We start from the raw sequence: 19,871 nt of genomic DNA on the forward strand, positions 1-19,871 counted from the left end.
GCCAAGGCCGTTAATTGTTACGACGAAAAGACATGAAAAATAGGTCGACAGCCAGTATATTTGAACGACGACAATTCAGGTATAACGCTGTCGATTGTATGTTTGCTTTCGTTATTAATTCAGTTTTTTGCACGCTTTTCGCAGTTCACGTGCTTGCGCGCGCAATGCATCAGCATCTTGTGCATGTGGTCGTTGGGTCAGATAATTTTCAATATCGTCTAAAGCTGCTTGCGGACAATCCAAGTGTGCGTAAGCCGCGCCGCGATCACGCAACTCAATGGGATCATTGGGCTGTAGTATCAGCAAGCGTTGCTGCAGTTTCAGTAAGGGCTCCCAATGCTGTCCTTGTGTGAATATTATTTTAAGGTTGCGTAACAGACGACCTAAAATTTCGTGAGGATGGGCGTTTTGCAAATAAGGTTGTAGCGATATTTTCTTTTCTTTGCCCTGAGACGGCGAAGTCCGTAAATAGGGCTCCAGTCTTTCTTCGAGTTCTACATGCGATAGACTTGACCCATTTAAGGGGTCTATCACAATATCACCCGAGGACACAGTCAGTTTCATCAAGAAATGGCCGGGGAATGAAATTCCGTGTATTGGTAATCCCACCTGTTGCGCCAATTCCATATAAATGATCGCCAGCGAAATAGGAATACCGCGCCGCGAATTAATGACGCATTGCAGATAGCTATTATCAGGGTCGTAATAATTATTAACATTACCTGCGAACCCTAACTCTCGAAAAAAGAAATTATTTAATAACTGTAACTTTTTAATCTGTGAAGCATCTGCGTGAATGCGTTGCTTCAATGTATTGGCGAATTTATCCACAGCAATCTGTGGAGCATTTAGATCCAATGCTGGATAGGGGTCTTGCGCAATGGCAAGTGCCGCTTCAAATAGCGGCACGCTATTGGCCTCTTGCACCAGGGTCGTAAAGTAATTTAGAGAAGAGATCATGTTAAGTATGCTACCAAATAATATCTAATGTAGCTCAGCTTATCGATTAGTGCGAGGAACGTTTGAAATCTTGAAATCGAAACCCCATTGCAAGAAGTGCCCCAAAGTAGGTGATCCCACAAGCCACAAGAACGGCCATCAGCGCACCGACGCGAGCGATCGAACTGGTATGTAGTCCAATCCAGTCAAAGCGCTCTGCGGTCCATAGTGCGACTGCAGCCATCAGGCAAAGAGCGCCCACCAAGCGGATAAAATATAGCATCCAGCCTTTTTCCGGTTTGTAGATACCACGCCGTAACAGACTCCACAGCAAAAGTCCTGCGTTCATGCAGGCACCAAAACTGATTGATAACGCCAATCCTGCTACTGCAAAAATCGGGACAAATAAAGAATTAAGTAGCTGCGTGGTGATTAGCACCGCGAAGGCAATTTTGACCGGTGTTTTGATATCTTGTTTGGCATAAAATCCTGGCGCCAAAATCTTTACGACAATTAAACCTATCAGACCGACGCCATACGCAATGAGTATCCGACTCGTCATCGCGACCGAAATGGCGTCGAATTTTCCGTGATGGAATAGAGTTGCTGTGAGGGGAACCGACAGCGTCGCAAGCCCAACCGCGGAAGGAAGCGCCAGTAAAAAGGTCAGTCGTAATCCCCAATCTAATAGTGAGGAGTATTCGCGATGGTCTGCGTTGGCATTCGCTTTGGAAAGGCTTGGCAGCAGAATAGTGCCGAGGGCGACGCCCAGTAACGCAGTTGGAAACTCCATCAAGCGATCACCGTATGATAACCAGGAGACACTTCCGTGCTCCAGGCGCGACGCGATATTTGTATTGATCATCAGGCTGATCTGCGCTGCGGAGACTGCAAATACCGCAGGTCCCATTTTTTTGAGTACGCGCCTTACACCGCTATCGCGCAGTCCGATAAAGGGGTTTCCCATCATACGCGGCATCATCCCTATTTTGCGCAGCGCAGGGATCTGAATCGCGACTTGCAAAATGCCTCCGACCAATACCGCAAAAGCCATCGCGTAGATCGGCTGAGCCATATGAGGTGCGACAAAAAGTGAAGCGACGATAAATGCGAGATTCAATAGCACCGAAGTAAGCGCCGGAATCTTGAATTCATGCCACGTGTTCAAAATTCCGCCGGCTAACGCTACAAACGACATAAAACCGATGTAAGGAAACATGATGCGCGTCATTACAACCGATGCATTAAACGCAACCGTATCATTTTTGAGCCCAGTTGCCATAAAATAAATCAGCAATGGTGATGCAAGGATACCGACGATGCAGGTAAGAATCATGACCCATGTCATCACCACTGATACATGGTCGACTAAATGCTTGGTTGCTTCTTGACCTTTCTTATTCTTGTATTCTCCAAGAATCGGAACGAAAGCTTGTGAAAATGCGCCTTCCGCGAACAGACGGCGCAATAAATTGGGTATACGAAAGGCGATGTTGAAGGCGTCGGTGAAAGCTGAAGCGCCAAACGTAGACGCAAATAAGATTTCACGAATCAGTCCCGCTATACGCGACAACATCGTCATGCCAGAGACGGTGGCAAGCGTTTTATGCAAGTTCATGGAGCGGCATTATAGCCGCTCATGTTGCCTGTTCACAGCTTTGTAACAAGCTCTTTCAGTCGAGTAGGTTCTCATATTGAAACTTTATGCTTCACATCAGACTGAAAAATGCCTTAGACGCCATTAAAATGATGAAGTCACTAATTCGTCTTGGTCCCAGATAGAAATCTTACTGAAGGAATGAATATTAAGGCAGGAGTGAGATTGGTTTGCTTATTGGTGAGAAAGTAGTTATAATCCATGGCTTTACAGAATTCTGCGTCGCGGTCTGGTTAGTTTTGCCGCGTAAGCATTCCCGACCTCGTTTTAGGATATATAAATGGCAAATACCGCACAAGCACGTAAGCGTGCTCGTCAAGCAGTCGCTCAAAACCTGCACAATTCTAGTCAGCGTTCGACTCTACGCACAGCAATCAAAGCTGCTCGCAAAGCAATCGCCGGTGGCGATAAAGAAGCTGCAACTCTGGTTCTGCAAAAATCTGTGTCAACTATCGACCGAATTGCAGACAAGAAAATCATTCATAAGAACAAAGCTGCACGTCATAAGAGCCGTCTAAACGCAGCTCTGAAAGCACTGTCAGCGTAATATGTATTTTGCCGACTAGGTCGGTCGAAGTTCTTATTTGAGTACTGATTTAAAAAATCCTTGCATAGCCTTTGGTTACGCAAGGTTTTTTTTGTTTTTTATTTTGTCCGTTATAGTCATTTTTTATTTTGCCAAAACAGGCCGCTCGCTAACTTCAGCCTGAGTGTTGACCTTTTTCCGTTGGATATCGGGTGCGTCTCAGCGTAACGTCATGCTAGTCATTCCATTTTTGGTGGGACTCATCAGCAGACCAATCAACATTACCTCCCTTGGGAGGTAAAATCATCGCCAAAGATATTGAATTTTAGAAGATGCGGAAGCTTATTGTGCCCGCGGTAAACCGCTAATGGCGGTGCCTGGTTTTAGATTCTTCTGCTTAAACCAACCTGGATTCATCTCCAATGCATATAGCGCAGCTTTCTCAGCACAATGGGAATCGAGGGTCTGGGCTTTCATTTCTTCGATATTGATGATGACACCGTTTTGGTCCAAAAAGGCGACTGATAACGGAATTAGCGTGTTCTTCATCCACATACAAACGCCCGCAGGCGCATCAAATAAAAAGACCATACCCGCGTTGGAAGCTAACTGTTTGCGAAACATCAGGCCCTGCTCACGCTGGGCTTCTGTCGTAGCCACCTCAGCCTTGATCACATGGATTCCGGCATTCAGTGAGACGACTGGAAATTGTTGCGTTCCTTGCGCTGTTGCTGCAGAGATGACGCCGATGGTGCTGCCTAAGAGTGCAAGCGCCATAACAGCAGTCGATGGGCGATATCTTCTCATGTTGGTAAAGTCCTTTTATGTTTTACCGGATTATACAGAGGGTTATCGCGGGTCGGCAACGCGCTATGTGGTCACGCTCTGATGCAAAGGCAGAAGCTCTACCTCAGATTGAAAACTGATCGGACATAAAAAAAGACAGGCAATGCCTGTCTTTTTTTGAAACTGACGCCTGGATTACTTAGCAGGAGCATCAGCGGCAGGAGCCGCATCAGCTTTAGCTTTCTTAGCTACTTTTTTGTGTGCTTTTTTAGTTGCTTTTTTCGCAGCCGGAGCTGAAGTAGCCGGAGCAGCGGCGGCTGGAGTAGCAGCAGGAGCGGCAGCATCAGCAGCGAAAACAGAAGTTGCGAAAAGGCCAGCTACCAAAACAGCGATCAGTTTAGACATTTTAGAATCCTTTTGATTATTAATCATGTAAGTGCATAGATGATTCATTTGAATCACTGCAATTAACGGTGTGCTGAACTTATGGTTGACGCTTTTTTTAAAAAAAATAAAATAATATTTTAAGTAGCGGCAGATGTCGTATTAGTTGATCTTTAGAAATGTAAGCAATCCCTTCAGATTGCTTGCCGACTTGTTAGCTCAGATGGATCGATTGCACGGAACTCTCCAGGCCAAAGCGGGTGGCTCTCTAATGTAATTTTTCCAATGGCGATTCTGATCAAACGAAGAGTGGGCAAGTCGACCGCAGCGGTCATGCGCCGCACCTGTCGATTTTTTCCTTCGGTGATGGTGAGTGCTAGCCAACTAGTCGGTTTATCCAAGCGTTCGCGGATAGCGGGAACGCGGGGCCAAAGCCATTCTGGCGGGATGATTTGACGAACTTCACAGGGTTGGGTCATAAAGTCACCAAGATCAAGTCCATTGCGCAGGCGAGCCAGCTTTCCGTTATCGGGCAAGCCTTCAACTTGAGCCAAATAGGTTTTTGGCTGTTTAAACGCGGGATGGCTGATGTGATGTTGCAGCTTTCCATCGTTGGTTAATAGTAGTAACCCCTCACTATCAGCATCAAGCCTTCCGGCAGGGTAGATGTTTGGGATAGTAAGATAGTCGGCGAGAGTTTCACGCGTTGGGTGCGATGAAAACTGGCACATCACCTGAAAAGGTTTATTGAATAGAATAAGAGGCATACCGTAGTGTCTCAAAAACATAGCGTCTAGTAAAATACTAGTGCATAATATAAATCGCTGTCTTATGTCTTATATAAGACTCGATGTAATGCCGAATACAATACCAAATATAGAATGGGCCGAAATAGAAGGGTAAAACCTTGGCTCCACCCTCTCGCTTCATCTTTGGAGATATTGCATGTCCCAACATATTAAAGTGCCAGCTGAAGGCAAAAAAATCAGCGTCAACGCTGATTATTCGCTGAATGTCCCGGATAACCCAATCATTCCTTTTATCGAAGGTGATGGAACCGGCGTCGATATTAGTCCGGTCATGATTAAAGTGGTGGATGCAGCAGTTGCCAAAGCCTACGCTGGTAGGCGCAAGATCAGTTGGATGGAGGTCTATGCTGGTGAGAAATCGACGAACGTTTATGGTCCTGACGTTTGGTTGCCAGCCGAAACGCTAGCGGCTATCAAAGATTATGTCGTCTCTATTAAAGGTCCTTTGACGACGCCGGTTGGCGGCGGTATTCGTTCGCTGAACGTCGCTTTGCGTCAAGAACTGGATTTGTATGTCTGCCTTCGTCCCGTGCGTTATTTCCAGGGTGTTCCATCGCCAGTTCGTGAGCCAGAAAAAACAGATATGGTGATTTTCCGTGAGAATTCGGAGGACATTTACGCAGGTATTGAGTGGCAAGAGGGCAGCGAAGATGCCAAAAAATTGATCAATTTTCTCATCAATGAGATGGGCGTTAAGAAGATTCGCTTCCCGAATACATCGGGCATTGGCATTAAGCCGGTATCGCGCGAAGGTACTGAGCGTCTGGTACGTAAGGCGATTCAATACGCGATCGATAATGACAAGCCTTCTGTGACCATTGTTCACAAAGGTAATATCATGAAGTTCACTGAAGGCGGTTTTCGTGACTGGGCGTATGCATTAGCGCAAAAAGAATTCGGTGCGGAGTTGATCGATGGTGGTCCATGGGCAAAATTCAAAAATCCTAAGACTGGTCGCGACATCATTGTTAAAGACTCGATAGCTGATGCATTTTTGCAACAGATTCTGTTACGTCCGAATGAGTATAGTGTTATTGCCACGCTTAATTTGAATGGCGATTACATTTCCGATGCACTAGCAGCGCAAGTTGGTGGTATCGGCATTGCGCCCGGCGCCAATTTGTCTGATTCCGTCGCGATGTTTGAAGCTACTCACGGCACTGCACCAAAATATGCTGGCAAAGATTATGTGAACCCAGGTTCACTCATTTTGTCGGCTGAAATGATGCTGCGTCATATGGGCTGGCTCGAAGCTGCCGATTTAATCATCGCCTCTATGCAAAAATCGATTTCATCGAAAAAGGTGACTTATGATTTTGCCCGCTTGATGGAAGGTGCAACGCAAGTTTCATGCTCAGGCTTTGGTGATGTGTTGATTGAAAACATGTAATTGTATTAAATTTGGCACGATATTAAAAAAACCAGAACTTAGTTCTGGTTTTTTTTGGTGGTCGTTTTTGGCTCTTTTTTGACCTTGTATAAAAAACGCGCGAGCGCGGGTTTTTTACAACAAGCAATTTACTGATAAATTAAGGTGCCTGAATATTAGAAGCTTGCTTGCCTTTTGGGCCTTGAGTGACTTCGAACTGTACTTTTTGGCCTTCTTTGAGGGTTTTAAAACCGTTCATTTGGATTGCGGAAAAGTGTGCGAACAAATCTTCACCACCATCATCGGGAGTGATAAAACCGAAGCCTTTAGAGTCGTTGAACCACTTGACTGTACCTGTTGACATAAAGTAGCGTCTTTCAAATAATGACCAATCAAACGAGCCGTAAAAGCAAGATGCCTTTTCTAGGCCTCCTCTAAAACTTGCTCCCTTCTATTAACAAGAAAACATACTTATTAACTGTGTGCTATTTTTCTTTCAGAAAAAAAATAAGTCAAGTTATTTTTTGTGAAGCGGCATGTGATGATATCCGGCATGTTTTTCTTCGATAACGTGCTCTTGAATTCCTTCGTTGTAACGTCATCTGCACTACAAGAAGAAAGCGCGTACTATTAAATTAATGTAGATTTAATTCCGCGTTTATTTCAAACTATAAAGCATTATCTTTGCAGCGGTTTTGCTGCGTATTTGTATGAACGTTTTAGAATAGACGCATGGCAACCAAGCACGAAGACGGAACGGTAGCGACGCGACAGGAGCAAAAGCTCAAGCCGCCCCCTATGTACCAGGTATTTTTGTTGAATGATGATTTCACGCCAATGGAATTTGTAGTGGCCGTGATTCAGGAGTATTTCAACAAAGATCGAGAGACCGCGACGCAGATTATGCTTAAGGTGCATCGCGAGGGAAAAGGTATGTGTGGGGTATTTTCGAAAGATATCGCGTCGACAAAAGTCGAATTAGTATTAACGCACGCGCGAAAAGCAGGACATCCCCTGCAATGCGTGATGGAGGAAGCATGATTGCGCAGGAATTAGAAGTAAGTTTGCATATGGCGTTTGTTGAGGCTCGACAAGCACGACACGAGTTCATCACTGTTGAGCATCTCCTTTTGGCACTGCTGGATAATCCATCGGCTGCCGAAGTATTGCGCGCTTGTGCTGGCAATATTGAGGATCTGCGCAAGACGTTGACGATTTTTATCGGCGACAACACACCAACGGTGCCTGGTTCCGGGGAGGTAGATACACAGCCAACCCTCGGCTTTCAACGCGTCATTCAGCGTGCGATTATGCACGTTCAGTCGGCATCTAACGGCAAGAAAGAAGTCACTGGCGCGAACGTGCTGGTGGCAATCTTTGGCGAGAAAGACTCGCATGCTGTGTACTATTTACACCAACAAGGTGTGACGCGTCTGGATGTGGTGAATTTTATTTCACACGGTGTTCGCAAAGACCAGGTCGGTGAAGGTCAAAAATCTCCTGAGAGTGTGGAAGAAGTGCAGGCTGAAGGGCAGCAAAAAGAAAGCCCCTTGGATCAGTTCACGCAAAATCTGAATAAACTGGCGCTGGAAGGCAAAATCGATCCATTGATCGGGCGTGAGTTTGAGGTCGAGCGGGTGATTCAAACGTTATGTCGTCGCCGTAAAAATAATCCATTACTGGTCGGTGAAGCCGGCGTGGGTAAGACGGCGATCGCAGAAGGTTTGGCCTGGAGGATCACACAAGGTGATGTTCCTGAAATTTTGAGCAACGCAATCGTCTACTCACTGGATATGGGCGCTTTGTTGGCTGGCACTAAATATCGTGGTGATTTCGAGCAACGTTTGAAGGCAGTCCTGAAACAGTTGAAGGACAGCGAACACGGCATTTTGTTCATTGATGAGATTCATACCATCATCGGTGCGGGCTCAGCTTCCGGTGGCACACTAGATGCGTCCAACTTATTGAAACCAGCGCTTTCCAGTGGCCAACTAAAATGCATCGGTGCGACGACGTATACTGAATTCCGGGGCGTGTTCGAAAAAGATCATGCGTTATCACGTCGCTTCCAGAAAATCGATGTCAATGAACCGACAGTCGAAGAAACCGTACAAATTTTACGTGGCTTGAAGTCTCGCTTTGAAGAGCATCATGGCGTGAAATACTCCGCGATTGCGTTGACGACGGCGGCTGAATTGGCAGCGCGATTTATCAATGATCGTCATTTGCCAGATAAAGCGATTGATGTCATTGATGAGGCCGGGGCTGCGCAACGCGTGTTGCCAAAGTCGAAGCAAAAGAAAACAATTGGTAAAACCGAGATTGAAGACATCATCTCCAAGATTGCCCGCATCCCACCGCAAACTGTTAATCAGGATGATCGTAGCAAGCTAAAGACGATTGATCGTGATTTGCGGAACGTGGTGTTTGGTCAGGACCCGGCAATTGATGCTCTGGCTTCGGCAATCAAAATGGCACGTGCTGGCCTAGGCAAAACTGACCGGCCGATCGGGTCTTTCTTGTTCTCGGGTCCGACCGGTGTTGGCAAGACTGAAGTGGCAAAGCAGCTCGCGTTTATCATGGGTATCGAATTGATTCGTTTCGATATGTCTGAATACATGGAACGCCATGCGGTGAGTCGTTTGATCGGTGCACCACCAGGTTATGTCGGGTTCGATCAGGGTGGTTTGCTGACTGAGGCTGTTACCAAAAAGCCGCATGCAGTATTGTTACTTGATGAAATTGAAAAAGCACATCCTGATATTTTCAATATTCTGTTGCAGGTAATGGATCATGGCACGCTGACTGATAACAATGGACGCAAGGCAGATTTCCGTAACGTGATCATTATTATGACCACTAATGCGGGTGCTGAGAGTTTGCAAAAGCGGACTATTGGTTTCACAGAGAAGAAAGAAGCCGGTGATGAGATGGTGGATATTAAGCGGATGTTTACGCCTGAGTTCCGCAACCGTATCGATTCAATCATCAGTTTCCGTGCCCTGGACGAAGAAGTCATCCTGCGTGTAGTAGATAAATTCTTAATGCAATTGGAAGAACAACTGCACGAGAAGAAAGTGGAAGCAGTCTTTTCCGAGAACTTACGCAAGTTCCTGGCACGCAAAGGTTTTGACCCATTGATGGGTGCGAGACCAATGTCCCGGTTGATTCAGGACATGATTCGAAAGGCACTTGCTGACGAGCTATTGTTCGGTAAGTTGGTGTCCGGTGGTCGGGTAACGGTTGATCTGGACGATAAAGAACAGATTAAGCTTGATTTTCCTGCGAAGAATCAAGCAAAGCCGGCGACCCCGCAAGAGACGGTTGAAGTGGAATAAGTTTTGGCATTCAGCATGAACTTGTGAGCGGGAATATATTCAGTCCCTCTCTTTGTGTTTTTGATTGTGGGTCCAAAAGAGCTGCATGAATAAAATAGTGCAGTCATCACCTCAGTAAAGTACGATAAAAAGCCCGAATTCACGTCTGTGATTCGGGCTTTTTTTGGATCAAACGAAGCATTGTTTGAGTCTAATGAAAGACTGTTTGTAGTAGCGGCAGGGCACAGAAAAACGCATACGCTGCCGCGCAGACCATTAAGGCGTCAAAGCAGCGCCAATCGCTTGCTTGGCTTCAATCTCTGTAATAGTTTTTCGGATCATATCTAGCCGTGCTGAAGTGGCTGGATGTATCGCCGTATGACCGTTTGGAGCACTCGCTGGGTATTGGTTTGCCAGACGTTGCCAAAATACCCCTGCATTATCAATCTTATATCCAGCGCGTGCCACCATGTAGAGTGCAAGTTTGTCGGCGGCGACGTCCAATTGCTGCGTATAAGGTTTGACGCCCGCACTACCAGATAATGAACTGGTATCAGGACGGAGGCGTATCAAGTTGTCGATAATGCCGCTCATAGTGGCTGTCATCCTTTGTCTCACGACGTGCATGAGCGAATTATGGGCCATCTCGCGGGCGATGACATAGGCCAGCTCATCGTCGGTTTGGGCAAATTTGACCATTCCCGATGTAATCAGCAGACGGCGTCCATCCGCATAGCTGTTAACGTTCTCTGTATTTCCCAGTTCGACACCAAATGCGCAGGCCCGGGTTAATGGCACGTTGAGGTTAACGTTATGCCCATTCCGAATCATGCCCAAATTGATGGTTGCGCTTCGGCTGACCAGCGGTCCTAACATGAGCGCGGCCAGTCTCTCAGCATTTGGTCCTGGCGGGACTGGTTTGCCTTCGATAGTCGAGAGTAAGTCGCCGGGCTTGACACCAGCTTGTGCAGCACCGCTGCCAGCCAATACGCCGGTAACTTGTAGTTGATCGGACAAGCCTAAAGAAACTTGGGCCGCCTCGATAAACTCACTCGAATAAGAGAATTTTGTTTTTGCGGTAAAGCCGAGTAGGTTGCGGGCATTGTTCCGGCAAAGATCGGCATTATTAACCAACAATGGCGCTGCAACAGCATACAAACGATCCTGCTGAGTGACGATTACGCGCAATTCTGCTTGCTGAGGATTAGCCGGTGGCTTGATTGGCTGCAGTGTTGGTTGAGTTTTATGAGCGGTTGGTGTTGTGACTGCAGTGGGCTGATTCGGCTCTTGCGTCGCACAGGCGGCTAGCAAGACAAGCGGTAACATTATTGCAGTTCGTCTTAAAGCTAACCATTGCGGAGGTGTTGCCTTCATAGATTTTTCCATCAGTGTTTTCCTGTGCTACCGAAGCCGCCGGTCCCACGCTCACTGCTGTCGAAATCAGCAACAATATTAAAATCGACTCGGAGGACCGGTACGATGACGAGTTGTGCCAAACGTTCCATCGGATTAAGAACGAAATCAGTGTCGCCGCGATTCCAGGTTGATATCATCAGTTGCCCTTGATAATCGGAATCGATCAAGCCGACCAGGTTGCCCAATACGATACCGTGTTTATGGCCCAGTCCACTGCGCGGTAAGATCATCGCTGCGTACGCTGGATCGCCGATGTGTATGGCCAGACCAGTTGGTACTAAATGTGTTTCACCCGGCTTAATCGTGATTGGCGCATCAAGGCAAGCACGTAAATCAAGACCGGCACTTCCTTCGGTGGCATATTTGGGTAGCTGATCCTGCATACGTGGATCAAGAATTTTTACGTCGATTGTTTTCATATAATAAATTATTTAGCTAATTTTTTGAAAAAGGTGAGTCAAGTAATCGGCCAATGCGGCAACTAAGCGTAATAAAGCGGTTATCGAGCGTCTGCAATGTGGCGATTGTGTCACCGCCATGGCCGCTTAACTTCCCTTTCGGTCCACGTCTTACGATGGCATTTGACGATAGATCAAACGATGCCGACGTTGATACGTACGGCAATTTCGGCAATGAGCTGACGCGCAAGTTGCAGTTTATTCGCACGCGGAAAACTGCTATGACCTTTGACGTCGAATAGGACAAGTTGGTTCTCGTCTTTTCCAAATGTATCGTGACCGATATTGCCAACCAGTAGCGGCACATTTTTCCGTTGACGTTTTGCTTCGGCATATTCGAGCAGGTTTTCGGATTCTGCCGCAAAGCCGACACAGTAAGGTCGTTGCGGCAAGGGCAGAGCGGCAACCGCCGCCAGTATGTCGGGATTTTGGGCAAATACCAATTCGGGCGTGCTACCCTCCGCATTCTTCTTCAGTTTTTGATCACTCGCATTGGCGACGTACCAATCCGCGACCGCTGCGACAGCCACAAAAATATTCTGGCCTGTCACATGCGATAACACAGCATCATGCATTTGCTGGGCGCTAAGAACATTAAGGCAGCGCACGCCATATGGAATCGGCAGAGCAGTTGGTCCTGATATGAGGGTGACTTCAGCACCAGCTTCACGTGCGGCGCGGGCAATCGCGTAGCCCATTTTTCCGGACGAAAGATTGGTTATGCCGCGCACCGGATCAATTGCTTCAAAGGTGGGGCCAGCAGTCAGCAGCAAGCGTTTACCTTTGAGTATTTTGGGCTGAAAGGATGAAATGACTTCTGCCAAAAGCTGGTCAACCTCCAGCATGCGACCCAGGCCGACTTCACCGCAAGCCTGATCTCCCGCGGCAGGGCCAAGCAATTGAATGCCGTCTGCTAACAATTGTTTTGCGTTGCGTTGCGTAGCGGGGTTTTGCCACATTTCCACGTTCATGGCGGGCGCAATCAATAGCGGTAGTCGTGCTTGTCGCGCCACACACAACGTCGATAATAGGTCATCGCAGACGCCGTAGGCTAGTTTAGCCATGAAATCAGTCGAGCAAGGTGCAATCACGATCGCATCGGCGTCCCGCGTCAGATCAATATGCGGCATGTTATTGCCGATACGTGCGTCCCATTGATCAGTAAACACTGGCTGTCCCGATAAGCCTTGCATCGTAATCGGGGTGATAAATTGGAGCGCACCCTGTGTCATGACGACCTGTACCGATGCACCTGCTTTGATCAATGCACGCGTGAATTCCGCCGCTTTGTAGCAGGCAATGCCTCCGGTAAGGCCGAGAACAATTTTTTTACCAGCGAGATCCATCATTACTCCCGGGATAAAACTTCAAAAAAGTAGTGCAAGTTGCTTATTTATTGACACGACGCAGCTCATCTATGACGAACAATACCGCGCCTATGCAAATCGCGCTATCGGCGATATTGAATGCAGGCCAATGCCAGCGCCCAATGTATATATCCAAAAAGTCGATCACGTGCCCATAAGCGATACGGTCCGTTACATTGCCCAGCGCACCGCCGAGTATTAACGCCAGCGCAGTACAAAACATGCGTTGTCCAGCGTGACGTTTAAGCAGAAAAACAATGAAAATCGCGGCGGCTATACCAACGCCCGTAAAAAAATAGCGCTGCCATCCTGACGCAGATCCCAGAAAACTGAATGCGGCGCCAGGGTTGTACACCAACACAAGGTTGAAGAACGCCGTTACCGGATGGGATTCGCCATAACTGAACATCCGCGTGATGGTGACTTTGGTCAATTGATCAATAAGAATTACGAGCCCTGCGATTCCCATCCAGGGAAGCAATCCTGCACTTAATTTAGAGGATGAGTGCGAGTTCGACGATACAGAGCGTTTTTTAGTGGCCATAAATATAGGGTTCAGCAAGCAAGAATCAGTGGTGCCGGATATAAAGCAAATACAAACAAAAACCATCAAGATGATTTACGACCCGAAAATAATACAGATTGATTTCGGGCCGTTCAGTTAAAGCTGGTCTTTGTACTCTATGCAATCAGCAGCTTAGGCAAAATGGCGGTCTTCACCGCTGCCAAACAGGTTAGAAACACAACGTCCGCATAAACCAACATGCTCGGCGTGGCTGCCGACATCAGCGCGATAGTGCCAACAGCGCTCACATTTTTGTTGGGATGATGGCGTTACCAAGATAGTTTCTTCGGCTGCCGATGCGACTTCTGTCACGGTGGCTGCGGAAGTAATCAGGATAAATTTAAGATCATCGCCAAGGCTGTTCAACAGTGCGTATTTACTAGCCGTGACCTTCAACTCAACCTCAGCTTGCAGCGACGAACCAATACCGCCAGCAGCACGCACTTCTTCCAGACGTTTGGTGACATCGGCACGCAACGTGCGTAAGGCATTGAATTTTTCGATCAATGTCGCAGCGCCATCAATGACAGGAAGCGTGTAATAGGTTTGCGTAAAGATCGTCTCGTCACTGTCGGCATAAGCATCTTTGCTGGCAAAGAACGACCAGGCTTCTTCTGCTGTAAATGACAACGTTGGTGCGATCAGGCGCAGCAAGGCTTGGGTAATGTGCCATATCGCGGTTTGGCCCGAACGTCGCGCGTGCGATGTAACACCACCGGTGTATAGCCGATCTTTCAAAATGTCGAGGTAGAAACCACCCAGGTCTTCCGAGCAATACATCTGCAATTTCGAGATAACCGGGTGAAACTCATAACCTTCGTAATGTTGCAAAACATCAACTTGTAGTTGCGTCATGCTAGCAATGGCATAACGGTCGATTTCCAGCAACTCACCAATTGGTACCGCGTCAGTCAATGGGTTGAAGTCGGAAGTGTTCGCCAATAGAAAGCGCAGCGTATTACGGATGCGACGATACGATTCGGTGACGCGTTTCAAAATCTCGTCAGAGATCGTGATTTCGCCAGAATAATCGCTGGAGGCAACCCACAAACGCAAAATTTCGGCACCGAGTGTGTCCGATACTTTCTGTGGTTCGATGCCGTTTTTCAACGACTTCGACATTTTTTTGCCTTCACCATCGACCACAAAACCGTGTGTCAACAGCGCTTTATAGGGCGCACGGCCATTCAGCATTGAGGAAGTCAATAATGACGAGTGGAACCAACCGCGATGTTGGTCCGAGCCTTCCAGGTACAGATCAGCCGGGAACTGCGATTGCAGATGATGCGATCCGCGCAGCACTGTCTGATGTGTCAGGCCCGAGTCAAACCAGACATCCAGCGTGTCTTTATTTTTTGTATAAAGATCAGCTTCGTCGCCGAGCAGGTCCTTTGGGTCCAATGCTTGCCACGCTTCGATGCCGCTTTTTTCGATTAATAGTGCGATTTGCTCTAGCAATTCTGGCGTACGCGGATGCAGGTCGCCGGTTTCTTTATGGACGAAGAAGGCCATCGGCACGCCCCATTGGCGTTGGCGCGAGAGCGTCCAGTCGGGACGATTGACAATCATGCCATGCAACCGGGCTTTACCCCATGCAGGGAAAAAAGACGTGTCTTCAATAGCGCGGATGGCAGTTTTGCGTAAGCTATCACCGCCATCTGTTGGCAAGTTATCCATGCTGGCAAACCATTGCGATGTGGCGCGGTAGATGATGGGTGTTTTATGACGCCAGCAATGCATATAACTGTGATCAAACATCTCTAGCTTAAATAAGCTACCAACTTCTTCCAGTGTCGCGCAGATGGGTTTCGACGCTTCCCAGATTGTCAGGCCATTAAATAACGGCAGTGACGATGCATAGCGTCCATCACCCATGACCGGACTGATAATGTCATCGTCTTTGAGGCCATGCGCTTTGCAGGAAATAAAGTCTTCGATACCATAAGCGGGTGCCGAATGAACGATACCGGTGCCGCTGTCAGTGGTGACGTAGTCGCCTAAATAGACTGGCGACAAACGGTCATAACCAGCATGTGCAGTGGCTAGCGGATGTTTGAAATTGATCAGCGACAGTGCCGCGCCTTTACAGGTCGCGATGACGCTGCCTTCAAGTCCGAAGCGGACCAGTGATGCGGCAACCAGATCTTGCGCCAAAATCAGCAAAAGCGGTTCGCCATTGCGGACCGTCTCCACTAAGGCATAGTCGACTTCAGGATGGACGTTGAGCGCCTGATTAGAAGGGATGGTCCACGGCGTGGTGGTCCAGATAACGACGTAGCCTTTATCGATCGGCAACGCTGACAGGCCGAATGCGGTGGCAAGTTTTTCTGGTTCTGCAAACGGGAAGCCGACATCAATCGATGGGTCACGCTTATCCTGATATTCGACTTCCGCTTCAGCTAGTGCCGAGCCGCAATCGAAACACCAGTTGACCGGCTTCAGACCCCGATACACATACCCTTTTTCGAGTATCGTGCCGAGCGCGCGTAACTCATCTGCTTCGTTGCTGAAGTTCATGGTCTTGTAGGGATTATCCCATTCGCCCAATACGCCTAGCCGGATGAAGTCTTTGCGCTGCAAATCAATCTGGGCGTTGGCATAAGCGCGTGCTTTTGCCTGTACTTCCGCCACGGGCAGATTTTTGCCATATTTCTTTTCGATCTGGATTTCGATCGGCATGCCGTGACAATCCCAACCGGGCACGTATTGCGCGTCAAAGCCAGCCATATTGCGCGCTTTAACGATCATGTCTTTCAGAATTTTGTTCACCGCATGACCTAAATGGATCTCGCCATTTGCATACGGTGGGCCGTCATGCAGGATAAATTTAGGGCGGGCTTTAGAGGCTTTGCGAATGTGCTCATACACCTTTTTTTCTTGCCACTCTTTTACCCATTGCGGCTCTCGCTTGGCAAGATCGCCACGCATAGGGAAAGCTGTTTCGGTCATATTGACCGGATATTTGCTTTGTGGCTTAGTTACTTTTGCGGCCTTGTTATTTTCTGGCTTAGGTACTTGAGTTGGCTGGTCGGACATAATTTTCTTCAATTGAATTCAGTGGATGTCTGTGGCAAAGTGGCGATTGCGGTAAGCTTTGCACCCCTTGGGATGGCACCAATATGTCACAGACTCAGTGCGACAACCTTATCTGCTGCAACCGGCGCTTCATGTTGCAACACGCCTCAAATTCGGTCGGTCGCTGAAATGGCGGCGCTATCGTGCTGGCGAAAGTAATCCCGTGTATTTTCAACATCGCGCTGGATTGCCGCAGTTAATGTTGGCAGATCAACGTACTTTTCTTCGTCGCGCAATTTTTTTAAAAATTCGACCTTTACCACTTTGCCGTAACAATCGCCAGAGTAGTCAAGGATAAAGGCTTCTAGCAGCACATGCCCGCTTTTGTCGACGGTAGGGCGTGTGCCAATACTGGCTACGGCGGGTAAAGGCTGCTCTGTTAGTCCGTGGACCCGCACTGCAAAAATGCCCGACAACGCAGGTCGTTTATGGTGAACGCGCAGATTCAATGTAGGAAACCCCAACGTCCGCCCTAATTTTTTTCCATGAACAACGTGTCCTGAGATGGAATAAGGATGGCCTAATAAGGTTCTTGCAGCGGCAAAGTCACCATTCGCCAATGCGAGACGTACTGCCGATGAGGACACGCGTGTTCCGTCGTTCATCACATTTGGTAAGGTTTTTACCTGAAAACCGTATTTTTTCCCGGCTTCAATCAGCGTTGCGATATTGCCAGCGCGGCGCGCGCCAAAGCAAAAATCTTCGCCTACCATCAACCATTTGATATGCAGGCCTTGTACTAATACTTTTTCGATAAAGTCTTGCGGCGACAGAGCGGAAAAATGCGCATTGAAATGTTCGACGATCACGCGGTCAATACCGGCTTGCGCCAACGATTGCAACTTGTCACGCAAATTGGCTACGCGGGTTGGCAATATGACCGGATGTTGGAAATGCTGAGCAAAAAATTCACGCGGATGTGGCTCAAATGTCATCACGGCAGCATCGAGACCTAATTCGGTCGCGGCTTTGCGCACGTGCGCGAGCAAAATCTGATGGCCGCGATGTACGCCGTCAAAGTTGCCGATCGTCAGAGCGCAGGGCGCACGCGATTCTGCGTTGGGAAGTCCGCGAAATACCTTCATAGAAGTGGCCGGGAAAGATGTTGCAAAACCATAGATTATAAATGCTTTCGCGTCGCAACTCCTACCTACCGTTGGAATGGTTGGTCGTTCTTTGTTTTATTTGTGTTTGAAAAGGAAGAAACGATGAAAAAATCGCCTCAAAAGGGCGATTTTCCAAGCTTCGCGGTATTATTCTCCGCAATTAATGACCGGTATTACTTAAGGAAAAGTCACCGATTTAAGCGGATTTGTTACCGCCGAGTAGGCCGCCAAGCATACCCGCAAGCCCGCTCAAACCACCACCGGATTCAGAAGCCTCTCCATTAGGGGTTAATTTATCAATCAATCCAGGTAGTATTTCTGATAAATGGCTGGCAGTTTCGCCTTCAGAAAGTCCGGTAGCTTGTGCCAAGTGTTCTAGTTGACCACCGCCTAACGCCTGTTGGACCTGATCTGGGGATATCGCTTGATTTTGGCCGTTGCTGACCCATGAACTCACCACGTCACCCAGTCCGGCAGCCTGAAATTTGCTCAGTAGACCGCCTAAACCACCCTCTGCGCCACCTACACCAGCACCAGAATGATTGGTTAGCATGCTAAGCGCGGCTTGTATCAGCATCGCTTTGGGATCGTTCGTTTGCCCTGACTCTCCTTGATTGCCGCTGACCGCGCCAAGCAAGCCATCTAATAATCCCATGATTTTCTCCTCAGTAAAAACGGATACCAATATGAAGCGAATTAAAAAAGAACGGGTAACCGACGGCGATACCCACCTAACTATAGGGCTAAATGTGGACGACTGCGACCCTCAATGCGAGTTTTTACTAATAATATTGCCTAAAAGCACTGTATTATTTGCAATATGGAAACAAATTTTGTTGCGGACGACTGATCAGAATGGATGTTTATGATTTAAATTTATCAAAATAGCATGTTAATTTTGGCGTGATAGATTTTATTGCATCTTGTGCAAATGACCGACACTAATTACATTTCTCCCCAGATACCATTTATCGCTGCCAGCGCTGCGAGCCCCGCTGTTTCAGTACGTAATATTCTTGCGCCCATAGACAGCATCAATGCGCCTTGAGCGCACGCGGCTCGCTCTTCTAACTCGGTAAAACCACCTTCCGGACCTATCAATAGCGCCACCGATTGCGGCGGTTGATGGCGGGCCCAGTTTGACAAAGACTCTTCTCCGCGCGGGGACAAGATAATCCGCTTATGTAAGTCTTGTTGACCTAACCATTCATTGAGGGAGGTGAGCGGGGCTAAATGGGGCAATCGATTGCGTCCGCTTTGCTCCGCCGCGGCGACAATGACAGCTTGCCAATGTGCTTGTTTTTTTTCGACCCGATCGCTGGAAAATCGCACGACACAGCGCTGTGCTGACAGAGGTTGAATGCCGGCAGCGCCCAACTCAACGGCTTTTTCAATGATCCAGTCCAGCTTTGACGATTCGGGCAGCGCCTGCGCCAGAGTGATGGCGTAAGGCAATTCAGCTTCACGTGGCGAGAAAGTTTTGATTTCTACACTGACGCGCTTTTTTTCGATGCTAATGATAGTGGCAGTGAACTCACCGCCGCCTCCATTGAATAATGTAATCGGGGTCCCAAGTGCAAGACGGAGCACTTGGATATGATGCGCCACCGATTCCGGTAGTGCTAAATGGGAACCAATTTCAAGTGAATTAGGGATGTAAAAACGCGGCATAGGATCGAAAGAATGTGAGTGGCAACTGTAATAGGTTGAGCAAATAGAATAGAGACCTATTAGCTTGCCGTAAGATGGCTTAGTATGACGGAAGTTGACCGGAATCGCTATTTTGATCACGGCTATTCGCCTTAGTAGAGGTTTATTTGGAAGAGTTAACCCAACTAATTCGTTTTGATCGCGTTGGTGATCACGAAGTAAAAATGAATTCTTTATCCATCAGCTTGTTTGTCGCCTTGTTCATCTGTTTGTTTCTCATTTGAAATGAGAGCAGCTGAATCTGTATTTCGATCCTTAAAACTATTTATTTTTGCCTCTAAAAATGCTAGTCGACGTGTTTTTGCAACGTAGGACTCGGCATTTTGGTAAAATATCGCGCTTTAGTGCTATCTCTTTGGACGCAAGCCTAAAACGTCATTTTTTCGC

At 47.8% G+C, this 19,871-nt stretch carries 18 protein-coding genes; 4 read left to right on the forward strand and 14 right to left on the reverse strand.

What is annotated here, in order from left to right; genetic code table 11:
- Positions 1–114 precede the first annotated feature (114 nt).
- Together ACXX82_RS17675 and murJ are read right to left on the reverse strand one after the other, a co-directional pair.
- A complete protein-coding gene (locus ACXX82_RS17675) occupies positions 115–960 on the reverse strand; it encodes a SirB1 family protein (RefSeq protein ID WP_323506939.1) in 846 nt (281 codons plus the stop codon).
- A 46-nt stretch (positions 961–1,006) separates the two neighbouring features.
- On the reverse strand, positions 1,007–2,557 hold the full coding sequence (gene murJ, locus ACXX82_RS17680) for a murein biosynthesis integral membrane protein MurJ (protein ID WP_458563398.1): 1,551 nt from the start codon (positions 2,555–2,557) through the stop codon (positions 1,007–1,009).
- A 319-nt stretch (positions 2,558–2,876) separates the two neighbouring features.
- Here murJ and rpsT point away from each other — a divergent pair, with 319 nt between their 5' ends.
- The gene (gene rpsT, locus ACXX82_RS17685) at positions 2,877–3,143 is read left to right on the forward strand and encodes a 30S ribosomal protein S20 (RefSeq protein WP_322236975.1); all 267 of its coding nucleotides are present in this window, start codon (positions 2,877–2,879) and stop codon (positions 3,141–3,143) included.
- A 321-nt stretch (positions 3,144–3,464) separates the two neighbouring features.
- Here the strand turns inward: rpsT and ACXX82_RS17690 are convergent, their stop codons facing one another.
- From ACXX82_RS17690 to ACXX82_RS17700, 3 genes are all read right to left on the reverse strand, one after another.
- Positions 3,465–3,929: a DUF192 domain-containing protein gene (locus ACXX82_RS17690; RefSeq protein WP_322236977.1), complete on the reverse strand. Its 465-nt coding sequence runs from the start codon at positions 3,927–3,929 to the stop codon at positions 3,465–3,467.
- Positions 3,930–4,103: 174 nt separating this feature from the next.
- Positions 4,104–4,340: a hypothetical protein gene (locus ACXX82_RS17695; protein ID WP_416186816.1), complete on the reverse strand. Its 237-nt coding sequence runs from the start codon at positions 4,338–4,340 to the stop codon at positions 4,104–4,106.
- A gap of 146 nt (positions 4,341–4,486) precedes the next feature.
- Positions 4,487–5,059 carry a pseudouridine synthase gene (locus tag ACXX82_RS17700; RefSeq protein WP_322236979.1) on the reverse strand — a complete coding sequence of 191 codons (573 nt, stop codon included), beginning with the start codon at positions 5,057–5,059 and terminating at the stop codon, positions 4,487–4,489.
- Between the two features lie 178 nt (positions 5,060–5,237).
- Here ACXX82_RS17700 and icd point away from each other — a divergent pair, with 178 nt between their 5' ends.
- Positions 5,238–6,491, forward strand: a complete 1,254-nt coding sequence (gene icd, locus ACXX82_RS17705; RefSeq protein WP_322236981.1) for an NADP-dependent isocitrate dehydrogenase — start codon at positions 5,238–5,240, stop codon at positions 6,489–6,491.
- 139 nt (positions 6,492–6,630) lie between these two features.
- On the opposite strand, the gene cspE is transcribed toward icd, so the two are convergent.
- Positions 6,631–6,834 carry a transcription antiterminator/RNA stability regulator CspE gene (cspE, locus tag ACXX82_RS17710; protein ID WP_322210815.1) on the reverse strand — a complete coding sequence of 68 codons (204 nt, stop codon included), beginning with the start codon at positions 6,832–6,834 and terminating at the stop codon, positions 6,631–6,633.
- Positions 6,835–7,202: 368 nt separating this feature from the next.
- On the opposite strand from cspE, the gene clpS reads away from it, so the two are divergent.
- Entirely contained in the window at positions 7,203–7,511 is a 309-nt protein-coding gene (gene clpS / locus ACXX82_RS17715; protein WP_322236983.1) for an ATP-dependent Clp protease adapter ClpS, read from the forward strand.
- Positions 7,508–9,808 carry an ATP-dependent Clp protease ATP-binding subunit ClpA gene (gene clpA / locus ACXX82_RS17720; RefSeq protein ID WP_322236985.1) on the forward strand — a complete coding sequence of 767 codons (2,301 nt, stop codon included), beginning with the start codon at positions 7,508–7,510 and terminating at the stop codon, positions 9,806–9,808. The genes clpS and clpA overlap by 4 nt, the downstream gene beginning before the upstream one ends.
- Positions 9,809–10,063: 255 nt before the next feature.
- Here the strand turns inward: clpA and ACXX82_RS17725 are convergent, their stop codons facing one another.
- From ACXX82_RS17725 to ACXX82_RS17760, 8 genes are all read right to left on the reverse strand, one after another.
- Positions 10,064–11,173, reverse strand: a complete 1,110-nt coding sequence (locus tag ACXX82_RS17725; protein ID WP_322236987.1) for a M48 family metalloprotease — start codon at positions 11,171–11,173, stop codon at positions 10,064–10,066.
- The gene (gene dut, locus ACXX82_RS17730) at positions 11,173–11,622 is read right to left on the reverse strand and encodes a dUTP diphosphatase (protein WP_322236989.1); all 450 of its coding nucleotides are present in this window, start codon (positions 11,620–11,622) and stop codon (positions 11,173–11,175) included. The genes ACXX82_RS17725 and dut overlap by 1 nt, the downstream gene beginning before the upstream one ends.
- Positions 11,623–11,795: 173 nt before the next feature.
- Positions 11,796–13,007, reverse strand: a complete 1,212-nt coding sequence (coaBC, locus tag ACXX82_RS17735; RefSeq protein WP_458564022.1) for a bifunctional phosphopantothenoylcysteine decarboxylase/phosphopantothenate--cysteine ligase CoaBC — start codon at positions 13,005–13,007, stop codon at positions 11,796–11,798.
- Positions 13,008–13,050: 43 nt separating this feature from the next.
- The gene (lspA, locus tag ACXX82_RS17740) at positions 13,051–13,572 is read right to left on the reverse strand and encodes a signal peptidase II (RefSeq protein WP_322236990.1); all 522 of its coding nucleotides are present in this window, start codon (positions 13,570–13,572) and stop codon (positions 13,051–13,053) included.
- A 153-nt stretch (positions 13,573–13,725) separates the two neighbouring features.
- Positions 13,726–16,629 (reverse strand): isoleucine--tRNA ligase, encoded by a 2,904-nt coding sequence (ileS, locus tag ACXX82_RS17745; protein ID WP_458563399.1) that lies wholly within the window; start codon positions 16,627–16,629, stop codon positions 13,726–13,728.
- A gap of 146 nt (positions 16,630–16,775) precedes the next feature.
- Positions 16,776–17,753, reverse strand: coding sequence for a bifunctional riboflavin kinase/FAD synthetase (locus ACXX82_RS17750; RefSeq protein ID WP_322236992.1), 978 nt, complete (start codon positions 17,751–17,753; stop codon positions 16,776–16,778).
- Positions 17,754–17,970: 217 nt separating this feature from the next.
- Positions 17,971–18,429, reverse strand: a complete 459-nt coding sequence (locus ACXX82_RS17755; protein ID WP_322236994.1) for a YidB family protein — start codon at positions 18,427–18,429, stop codon at positions 17,971–17,973.
- A 290-nt stretch (positions 18,430–18,719) separates the two neighbouring features.
- Positions 18,720–19,445 (reverse strand): 16S rRNA (uracil(1498)-N(3))-methyltransferase, encoded by a 726-nt coding sequence (locus tag ACXX82_RS17760; protein ID WP_322240528.1) that lies wholly within the window; start codon positions 19,443–19,445, stop codon positions 18,720–18,722.
- Positions 19,446–19,871 lie beyond the last annotated feature (426 nt).

It is taken from the genome of Glaciimonas sp. GNP009 (assembly GCF_054343755.1).

Coding starts and splice junctions, on each gene's coding strand:
- ACXX82_RS17675 (WP_323506939.1), bottom strand. CDS start 960: ATGATCTCTTCTCTAAATTACTTTACGACCCTGGTGCAAGAGGCCAAT.
- murJ (WP_458563398.1), bottom strand. CDS start 2,557: ATGAACTTGCATAAAACGCTTGCCACCGTCTCTGGCATGACGATGTTG.
- rpsT (WP_322236975.1), top strand. CDS start 2,877: ATGGCAAATACCGCACAAGCACGTAAGCGTGCTCGTCAAGCAGTCGCT.
- ACXX82_RS17690 (WP_322236977.1), bottom strand. CDS start 3,929: ATGAGAAGATATCGCCCATCGACTGCTGTTATGGCGCTTGCACTCTTA.
- ACXX82_RS17695 (WP_416186816.1), bottom strand. CDS start 4,340: ATGATTAATAATCAAAAGGATTCTAAAATGTCTAAACTGATCGCTGTT.
- ACXX82_RS17700 (WP_322236979.1), bottom strand. CDS start 5,059: ATGCCTCTTATTCTATTCAATAAACCTTTTCAGGTGATGTGCCAGTTT.
- icd (WP_322236981.1), top strand. CDS start 5,238: ATGTCCCAACATATTAAAGTGCCAGCTGAAGGCAAAAAAATCAGCGTC.
- cspE (WP_322210815.1), bottom strand. CDS start 6,834: ATGTCAACAGGTACAGTCAAGTGGTTCAACGACTCTAAAGGCTTCGGT.
- clpS (WP_322236983.1), top strand. CDS start 7,203: ATGGCAACCAAGCACGAAGACGGAACGGTAGCGACGCGACAGGAGCAA.
- clpA (WP_322236985.1), top strand. CDS start 7,508: ATGATTGCGCAGGAATTAGAAGTAAGTTTGCATATGGCGTTTGTTGAG.
- ACXX82_RS17725 (WP_322236987.1), bottom strand. CDS start 11,173: ATGGAAAAATCTATGAAGGCAACACCTCCGCAATGGTTAGCTTTAAGA.
- dut (WP_322236989.1), bottom strand. CDS start 11,622: ATGAAAACAATCGACGTAAAAATTCTTGATCCACGTATGCAGGATCAG.
- coaBC (WP_458564022.1), bottom strand. CDS start 13,007: ATGGATCTCGCTGGTAAAAAAATTGTTCTCGGCCTTACCGGAGGCATT.
- lspA (WP_322236990.1), bottom strand. CDS start 13,572: ATGGCCACTAAAAAACGCTCTGTATCGTCGAACTCGCACTCATCCTCT.
- ileS (WP_458563399.1), bottom strand. CDS start 16,629: ATGTCCGACCAGCCAACTCAAGTACCTAAGCCAGAAAATAACAAGGCC.
- ACXX82_RS17750 (WP_322236992.1), bottom strand. CDS start 17,753: ATGAAGGTATTTCGCGGACTTCCCAACGCAGAATCGCGTGCGCCCTGC.
- ACXX82_RS17755 (WP_322236994.1), bottom strand. CDS start 18,429: ATGGGATTATTAGATGGCTTGCTTGGCGCGGTCAGCGGCAATCAAGGA.
- ACXX82_RS17760 (WP_322240528.1), bottom strand. CDS start 19,445: ATGCCGCGTTTTTACATCCCTAATTCACTTGAAATTGGTTCCCATTTA.